General features: G+C 35.7%; 2 protein-coding genes and 1 pseudogene. All 3 read right to left on the bottom strand.

Annotated elements, in window-relative coordinates; genetic code table 11:
* A pseudogene (locus tag J580_RS22705) lies at positions 1–474 on the bottom strand (fimbrial biogenesis outer membrane usher protein); the annotation flags it as partial.
* Positions 475–483: 9 nt separating this feature from the next.
* Complete coding sequence (locus tag J580_RS22700; protein WP_032006081.1) at positions 484–1,188, bottom strand: molecular chaperone; 705 nt, start codon at positions 1,186–1,188, stop codon at positions 484–486.
* Between the two features lie 83 nt (positions 1,189–1,271).
* On the bottom strand, positions 1,272–1,477 hold a 206-nt coding region (locus J580_RS22695; protein ID WP_032006074.1), incomplete at its 5' end, for a spore coat protein U domain-containing protein.

Genomic DNA, 1,477 nt, shown 5'->3' with positions numbered 1-1,477 from the left:
CTTCATCTTTAGCAAACGTGGGCTAGTGACCTGCTGGCCATTTAAGTCAACTGAGTAACCCGTTAACATATTCGACGGAACTTTTAAGTTTAAAGACTGCTCATTTTCGAGATATTTAAACTGGATTCCGTTTAGATCGTTGATACATACCCACTGGTTATCTGGGATATGTTCATCCATTTTTAGTCTTAAAGTTTTTAAGGCACTAGAACGAATATATAGTTTTCCATCCTTAGATTGCTTTACAGCAACCAAATCTTCAGAAGCATTTGAGTTAATCGAAATATTTAAAAATAGATGAATGAAATTAAGATCTTGCTCCTGCTCATTCGTTCCTACGTGTTTATATTTATTATCGTTACCAACAGATTTAGGAACACTCGGAACTGCAGTATTCGTATAATCTAGTAACTGTTCGGCAAAAGAATACGTAGGAAAATACGCAACACATAAGACACCTATAATGTATTTCATATAAGCCTCTTAAAGTGTGGTTTTCTTACCATTAACTGTTAGAGATACGCTGTATTTATGATTTGGTTGATAGGTAAAGTTACTAATCGAGTAACTTTTCGACTTCTCCGCAAGAATATAACCATTCACAGTATTTACTTTAATGGGATAACTTTTATTCGCTGTTGTATCTACAAGCGTTAAAGTATTTAACAACGCATGTCGGTTACCTATATTGCTAATATTTAAAGAAGGTGTGTTCTGGTTAACATCAATTTTCCAACTCAGTTTGGTAATCGCATCTTTATTTACTACAAATACAGGTAATGATGAGCGAAGTAATACATTTACTCCCTGAGCTGCTTTACGGCTATCAATTGGTTTGGGTAACTCATCAATAATAATACGATAAGTTTTTTCACCAGAAATAGGTTCTGGGTTAATTCTAACTACACGTAAGTTATAAGAGTCACTAGGTTGTAGTTTTAAAAATGGTGGACTAATTACAATCTCATCCGTAGGGACTAATTGATCTTGCCCAGCATTTTGTCTCCATTCAAATACACGCACCTGCAAATCAGCACTTTCATTTGACTGGTTATATAAACTAATGGAAGATGCAGCCTGATCACTCAATATTTCAACACTAACAGGTGAAAGGCGGATTGATGCTGCATTTAGCATACTAGGCAAAAATAACAATAAACTTGTCACAACAAAGATATTTTTTTTCATGATTTGCCCAGAACTACTTTTCTCAAATTGAGCTAGCTCCTTTAAAAAAGAGCTAGCAATGACGCAATAAAACTTATTAAAAATTAATAAGTCACTGTTACAGTCACAGTGTCAACATAGCTACCTGCACTTGGTAAAGTTGAGCCAGCAGGAATACGACCATAGACGTTAACTGTTTGTGCTGCACCAGTACCTGTACCGCTATATGCAGTTGTTGCAATACCAATTGCTGTGGCACGGTTAGTATCTGAGAAAAGATTGTAAGGAATGTATTCGTTGCTAGCCGCCC

Origin of the sequence: Acinetobacter sp. 1542444, from assembly GCF_000581835.1 — a bacterium.
Lineage (GTDB): Bacteria > Pseudomonadota > Gammaproteobacteria > Pseudomonadales > Moraxellaceae > Acinetobacter > Acinetobacter pittii.
This window is presented reverse-complemented; position numbering and strand designations above follow the sequence as displayed.

Bases quoted from the DNA above. Each gene is read 5' to 3' on its own strand.
- J580_RS22700 (WP_032006081.1), bottom strand. From the start codon at position 1,188: ATGAAAAAAAATATCTTTGTTGTGACAAGTTTATTGTTATTTTTGCCT.